Raw genomic sequence first — 5,996 nt, 5'->3', positions numbered from 1 at the left:
GAGCCCGGCGTGTCGACCAGCAGGACGGGCAGGCCGCCGAGGTCGAGCCGCACCTCGATGGCGTCGCGGGTCGTTCCCGGACGGTCCGAGACGATCGCCACGTCCCGTCGGCTGAGGGCATTGAGCAGGGTCGACTTGCCGCTGTTGGGTGCCCCGGCCAGCACCACCGTGAAGCCCTCGCGGAGACGCTCGCCCCTCTGCCCGTCGCGCAGGGTCCCGGCGATCGCGTCGCGAAGCCGCGCGGCGCGGCCGAACAAGGCGGCGTCGAGCCCGGCATCGTCCACGTCGCCCTCGTCGGCGAAATCCAGCGCCGCCTCCGCGGCGGCGAGGCAATCGACCGCTTCCGCCCGCCACGCGGCCACTTGCCGGCTGAGGGCGCCGTCGAGCTGACGGAGGGCCTGCCGGCGCTGGCCCTCGGTCTCGGCATCGATCAGATCGGCGACGGCTTCGGCCGCGGCGAGATCCATCCGGCCGTTGAGAACCGCCCGACGGGTGAAGGCGCCGGGCTCGGCCGCGCGGCACCCGGGAAACCGGGCAAGCGTGGCGAGAACGCCCATCCGCACCGCCGCACCGCCATGGATGTGCAGCTCGGCCATGTCCTCGCCGCTATACGTGTCCGGCCCCGGAAACCAGGCCACCAGAGCCCGATCGAGTTCGGTGCCGTCGGCCGGATCGCGCAGGCTTCGCAGGGACAGCCGGCGGGGTGGCGGCAGGCTCCCGCAAAGGGCGACGAGCACGTCGCGCGCGGCCGGGCCGCTGATGCGGATCACCGCGACGGCCGCGCGGCCGAAGCCGCTGGCCGGTGCGAAGAGGGTCTCGGCTTGGGTCATGATCCGGCAGGGTCGTGCGGAGGGGCAGAGTTTCACGTGAAACAGGCGCAGGTGCCCTATACCATTCCGGCGTCGCGGTGCCGCGCCGGGTTGCGGTGTCGCGCCGGGTTGCGGTGTCGCGCCCTCGAACCCGGATGCGCCATGCTCGTCACGACCCGCCGCACCGTCAGCCTCGGCCTGCTCGCCGCGCCCTTCGCCCTGCCCCTGCAGGCCGCCGAAGCGGAGCCGGACTGGGGCGCCCTCGAGCGGCGGCTCGACGGTCGCCTCGGCATCGCGGCCGCCACGGCGGACCGCGTCCTCGCCGCCTATCGCGCGGACGCGCGCTTTCCCATGTGCAGCACCTTCAAGGTGCTGGCGGCGGCGGCGGTGCTGGCGCGGGTCGATACAGGCCGCGAGACCCTCGACCGGATCGTCGCCTACGGTTCCGGCGACCTCCTGAGCTACGCGCCGGTGACCCGGAAGGCCCTGGAGGCCGGTGCCGGGACAGGACAGATGACCGTCTCGGATCTCTGCGCGGCCGCGATCGTGTGGAGCGACAACAGCGCCGCCAATCTGCTCCTGGCGAGCCTCGGCGGCCCCGAGGCGCTGACCGCATGGCTGCGCGACACCGGTGACCCCGTCACCCGCCTCGACCGGACGGAGCCCACCCTCAACACGGCGCTCCCCGGTGACCCGCGCGACACGACTACGCCGGACGCCATGCGGGCGAGCCTGGGCCGGATCCTCCTGGGCACCGTCCTGTCGCCGGCGTCGCGCGGCCGGCTGGAAGCCTGGATGATCGCCTGCGAGACCGGGCGCAAGCGCCTGCGGGCTGGGCTGCCGCCCGACTGGATCGTGGGCGACAAGACAGGCAGCGGCGACAACGGCTCGATCAACGACATCGCGATCCTGCGGCCGCCGGGGCGTGCACCGGTTGTCGTGGCGGTCTACGTCACCGGCTCGACGGCGTCCCCGGAGACCTACGCGGCGGCCTACGCGGAAATCGGCCGGCTCATCGCCGCGCGAGCACAGGCAGCCTGACCGGACGACCCATGAAGACCCCCGCCAAGACCACCCGCGCGACGCTCGCCCTGGACAAGGCCGGGATCCGCCACAGCCTCCACGTCTATGCGTACGATCCGGACGCCCCGCGCATCGGCCTGCAGGCCGCGGAGGCGCTCGGGGTCGCGCCCGGACGGATCCTGAAGACCCTGATGGCGGCCGTGGACGGACGGACGATCTGCCTGCTCGTGGCCTCCGACAAGGAGGTGTCGATGAAGCGGGTCGCCGCCGCCTTCTCGGGCAAGGCGGCGGCCATGCTCAAGCCCGCCGATGCCGAGCGGCTGACCGGCTACCATGTCGGCGGCATCAGTCCCCTGGGGCAGAAGCGGCCCGTCCCGACGGCGATCGATGCCGGATCGCTGACCGACCCGGCGGCCGAGATCCACGTGAACGGGGGCGGTCGGGGCTTGCAGATCCGCTTGACCGAAGGCGATCTCGTCGGCGCCCTGAAGGCCCTCGTCGTGCCGCTCACGTGAGCGCGCGGTAATCATCCGTTTACCCTGCCGCCCCACGGTGACGCCTTCCGGCGGAGACGGGTACGGCATGCGGAAGACGGGACGAAGGGCGATGACGGCGCTCGGATTCGTCCTGCTGCTCGCGGGATCGGCCCGCGGGGCGGATCTTGACATCCGCGGAACCGCCGAGACGGGTGTGGGGGCCAGCCCGCGCTTCTTCCCGCGCAACGACGGGCTCGATCGCCGCCCGGTCTACGCCGTCCGGTCCCGTCCCGTGCCGGTGGGCTGCACGCCCCGCCGGGTGCCGGTGCCCACCAACGCGCCGGACGATCCGAGCTATGTCGGCTCCGAGTACGGCCTGGGGCATCCGAGCTATTACGGCTTCACGCCGCCGCCCGGCGTGGACGATCCCTTCGGCCGCTCCCTCCTGCCCTACTGCCCCTGACGCCGAAACACGCGCCATTCCGGAGACCGCGTCGCCGCGGCAGATCCAGGCCCGTGTTCACGCAGGCTGATCGGAGTGCCGGATTCCACCGCTCCGCATCATGCTCTAGACCGGCCCTGCCCTCCCCCGGAGCCCGTCCCGTGCCCGAGCCGACCCTTCAGCCCTTCCGTGATCTCGCAGCCCTGCGCCGATGCGTCGCCGCGTGGCGCGCGGCGGGTGAGCGCGTCGTCCTGATCCCGACCATGGGGGCCCTGCACGAAGGGCATCTCGCCCTCGTGGCCGAGGCGCGGCGGATCGGCCGCCGGACGGTGGCGAGCATCTTCGTCAATCCGACCCAGTTCGGCCCCAACGAGGATTTCTCCCGCTATCCCCGCGACCTGGAGACCGATCTGGCCCTGCTCGCGCAGGCCGGCGCGGATGCCGCCTGGACGCCCGGCGTGGAGACCATGTACCCGCCGGGCTTCGCCACCCGGATCGAGGTCGCAGGCCTGACCGAGGGCCTGTGCGGCCCGTTCCGGCCCGGCCATTTCGCCGGCGTCGCCACGGTGGTGACCAAGCTCCTCAACCAAGTCCGCCCGGACGTCGCCCTGTTCGGCGAGAAGGATTTCCAGCAGCTTCGGGTGATCCAGCAGGCCGTGGCGGATCTCGACCTCGCGGTGGAGATCCACGGCGTGCCGACCGTGCGGGAGCCCGACGGCCTCGCGCTGTCGTCGCGCAACCGCTACCTCTCGGCCGAGGAGCGTGCCGTCGCCCCGAAGCTTCAGGCGGTCCTGGGTGAGATCGCGGCGGCCTCCCGCAACGGCACCCCCGTGGCCGGGCGGATCGCCGCCGGGCGGGCGGCGCTGGAGGCGGCGGGGTTCCGGGTCCAGTATCTCGCGGTCTGCGACGCCCGGACCCTGGCGCCGGTGGAACGGGTCGACGGCCCGGCCCGCGTGCTCGCCGCCGCCTTTCTGGGCCGGACCCGGCTGATCGACAACCGCGCCGTGTAGGCTGGCCGGCCCCGGGCCGGCGGCGCGGGGATCGGGGGAATGCACCCCACAGCCGTCCCGCCGGGTGTTGCCCCCGGCCCCTCGACCGGCCCCTCGACCGGGCGCGCGCCGTCGTGGCCGTCTGGCCACGGCCCTCGGACTTTTCGGATTTTGCGCCATCGGCTCATTGGCTCCGGCCGGCCGACCTGTTCTCTGCTGGGACCGTGAATGGACCGCGCACCGCTCCGGCCGTCCTGGCCATGTCCCTCGCCCTGGCGGTGCCTGCGGGCGCCGGGGAGGACGCGTTCGAGGGGATGGCCGGCCCGTACGGCGAGCGTCTGCGCGTCGATGCCAAGGGGCTGACCCTCACCTTTCCCGCGCCCGATGTGAAGCTCCAGATCGGCGGCCGGCTGCATATCGACGGCGGTGCGGCGGGTTTCAGCCGGCCCGGACCTGCCCGAGGCCTTCCCCGACACCGTCGCCGTGCGCCGGGGCTTGAATCGAGCCGAAGCTCACCATCGGCCGCGACTGGGTGATCGCCTTCCAGTACGATTTGCCGAACCGGATGCTGCCGATCACCGACGCCTGGGGGCCTGAAGGACTGCCGGACCGATCCTGACGCTCGGCAACATGAAGGAGCCCTTCAGCCTGGAATGGCTGCAGAGCAACAACGACACCCTGTTCGTCGAGCGCTCGGTGGCCAATGCCCTCGTGCCGGAGCGTCGCTTCGGCGTCGCGGCCGGGCATCACGGGCAGGCCTGGACCGCGGTGGCCGGCCTGTTCGGCAACGCCGCCAGCAACGGCATCGACGGGGATGGTGTCGCGGTGGCGGCCCGCGCCACCGTCGCGCCGATCATGACCGCCGACGAGACCCTGCATCTCGGCCTCGCCGGGATCGTCCGCAACCGGTCGCGGTCCGACGGAGCCTTCGGCTTCTCGAGCCCCGCCGGAGCCTTCCTGTTCGAGCGCCCCCTGGTGGACACCGGCGATCTCCCCGATGCCGCCAGCGTGTCCCGGCTCGGTGCCGAATTCGCCTATCGCCGCGGTCCGGTCCTGATCCAGGCGGAATACATCTACGCGGCGCTGCAGCCGTTCCGCGGCCCCGGACAATCCGGCTCCGCGCTCGACTTCCAGGGCGGCTATGTCGAGGCGGCGCTCGTGCTCAACGGCGAAGGCCGTGCCTACGCGCTGACGCCGCAGAGCGGCACCACCTACGCGACTTTCAGGGGCGTGGCGGTTCCGGAGGCGCAGCGTGTGTCCCACGGCGGGATCGGCGTGTTCGAACTGGCCGCGCGCTACAGTGCCATCGACCTGAACGCCCGCGGCTTTCGCGGGGGCATGGAGCAGGACGTGACCCTCGGCCTGAGCTGGTATCCCGAGCCGAATCTGCGGCTGATCGGGAACGTCATTCACGGGCGCGTGCAGCCGGGGGAGGCCCAATCCGCGACCCTGGGCACGGCCCCGTTCTCGGTCGACACGGTGATCGCACGCCTGCAGATCTACTGGTGACGGCGTGTGCCGGGATAGCCAGCGGCCTCAGCTGACGCCCGTCACACCGCCCGGCGCAGGACAGATCGGAACGGGCGCCGTTCGGGCGTCGGTTCCGGGGGCGGCACGGGCTGCTCGACGGGCGGGGCGGCCAGAACCTCCGACCGGACCGGCCGCGGAGCCGCGAAGGCCGTGCCCTGGGCGAACGGCACGTCGAGGTCGATCAGGTCCGGGACGTCGGCCTCGTCGGCGACGCCGGTGGCGATCAGGCGGATGCCGGCCCGGGTCAGGGCCGGTGCGATGTCCTCCACGGCGATGTCGGACAGGCTGCCCCGGTCGGAGCGCGGGCGCAGCAGCATCTCGGCCGGGACCTTGACCTGACCGATGCCGCGGTCCGCGAATTCGGCCGCATCGAAGCGCAGGTCGTCCGGACGGTCGAGGCTGAAGCCGATCCGACCCCGGAGCGGCGCGAGCAGGCCCCGCTGGCCCGCATCGAGACGGCGCCAGCTCGCCTGCGGCAGGGCGATGGTCAGACCTGCCAGGGCCGGATCGTCTGTGGCGGTGCGGGCGAGCTCGCGCAGGAGCCCGGGCTCGAACAGCGACAGCGGCGACAGGCTGTAGGTCAGCAGCGTCTCGCTGCCGCGCCGGGCGAGGTGACGCGCCACGATGGTGGCCCGCTGCAGCATGCGGCGGTCGAGTTCGGTGGTCCGTCCGAAGCGCTCCAGCACGGGCAGGAAGACCTCGGGCTCGGCCGGCGGAACGCCGGGCC

The 5,996-nt window shown here is 72.9% G+C and carries 8 protein-coding genes; 6 read left to right on the top strand and 2 right to left on the bottom strand.

Translation table 11 applies throughout. The annotated features are described in order from the left end of the window. A partial coding sequence (gene mnmE, locus I53_RS27350) for a tRNA uridine-5-carboxymethylaminomethyl(34) synthesis GTPase MnmE (protein WP_043356912.1) occupies nucleotides 1-830 on the bottom strand: 830 nt, incomplete at its 3' end. Nucleotides 831-971: 141 nt separating this feature from the next. On the opposite strand from mnmE, the gene bla reads away from it, so the two are divergent. From bla to I53_RS27325, 6 genes are all read left to right on the top strand, one after another. After that, nucleotides 972-1,850 (top strand): class A beta-lactamase, encoded by an 879-nt coding sequence (gene bla / locus I53_RS27345; RefSeq protein WP_043356910.1) that lies wholly within the window; start codon nucleotides 972-974, stop codon nucleotides 1,848-1,850. A gap of 11 nt (nucleotides 1,851-1,861) precedes the next feature. Then, nucleotides 1,862-2,347, top strand: a complete 486-nt coding sequence (locus I53_RS27340) for a YbaK/EbsC family protein (RefSeq protein ID WP_043356908.1) — start codon at nucleotides 1,862-1,864, stop codon at nucleotides 2,345-2,347. A 67-nt stretch (nucleotides 2,348-2,414) separates the two neighbouring features. Beyond that, a complete protein-coding gene (locus I53_RS27335) occupies nucleotides 2,415-2,771 on the top strand; it encodes a hypothetical protein (protein ID WP_043356906.1) in 357 nt (118 codons plus the stop codon). A gap of 140 nt (nucleotides 2,772-2,911) precedes the next feature. Then, complete coding sequence (panC, locus tag I53_RS27330) at nucleotides 2,912-3,760, top strand: pantoate--beta-alanine ligase (protein ID WP_043356904.1); 849 nt, start codon at nucleotides 2,912-2,914, stop codon at nucleotides 3,758-3,760. A 239-nt stretch (nucleotides 3,761-3,999) separates the two neighbouring features. Beyond that, the gene (locus I53_RS35575; protein WP_251982475.1) at nucleotides 4,000-4,275 is read left to right on the top strand and encodes a hypothetical protein; all 276 of its coding nucleotides are present in this window, start codon (nucleotides 4,000-4,002) and stop codon (nucleotides 4,273-4,275) included. 94 nt (nucleotides 4,276-4,369) lie between these two features. Beyond that, entirely contained in the window at nucleotides 4,370-5,248 is an 879-nt protein-coding gene (locus tag I53_RS27325; RefSeq protein WP_251982474.1) for a porin, read from the top strand. A 41-nt stretch (nucleotides 5,249-5,289) separates the two neighbouring features. Here I53_RS27325 and I53_RS27320 read toward each other — a convergent pair. Further along, nucleotides 5,290-5,996: EAL domain-containing protein (locus tag I53_RS27320; protein ID WP_043356903.1), on the bottom strand; the 707-nt coding region annotated here is incomplete at its 5' end.

It is taken from the genome of Methylobacterium sp. B1, assembly GCF_000333255.1.
In the GTDB taxonomy this organism is placed as follows: Bacteria; Pseudomonadota; Alphaproteobacteria; order Rhizobiales; family Beijerinckiaceae; genus Methylobacterium; species Methylobacterium fujisawaense.
This window is presented reverse-complemented; position numbering and strand designations above follow the sequence as displayed.

Excerpts from the sequence above, each read along its gene's own strand:
- bla (WP_043356910.1), top strand. The coding sequence starts at position 972 with ATGCTCGTCACGACCCGCCGCACCGTCAGCCTCGGCCTGCTCGCCGCG.
- I53_RS27340 (WP_043356908.1), top strand. The coding sequence starts at position 1,862 with ATGAAGACCCCCGCCAAGACCACCCGCGCGACGCTCGCCCTGGACAAG.
- I53_RS27335 (WP_043356906.1), top strand. The coding sequence starts at position 2,415 with ATGCGGAAGACGGGACGAAGGGCGATGACGGCGCTCGGATTCGTCCTG.
- I53_RS35575 (WP_251982475.1), top strand. The coding sequence starts at position 4,000 with ATGTCCCTCGCCCTGGCGGTGCCTGCGGGCGCCGGGGAGGACGCGTTC.
- I53_RS27325 (WP_251982474.1), top strand. The coding sequence starts at position 4,370 with ATGAAGGAGCCCTTCAGCCTGGAATGGCTGCAGAGCAACAACGACACC.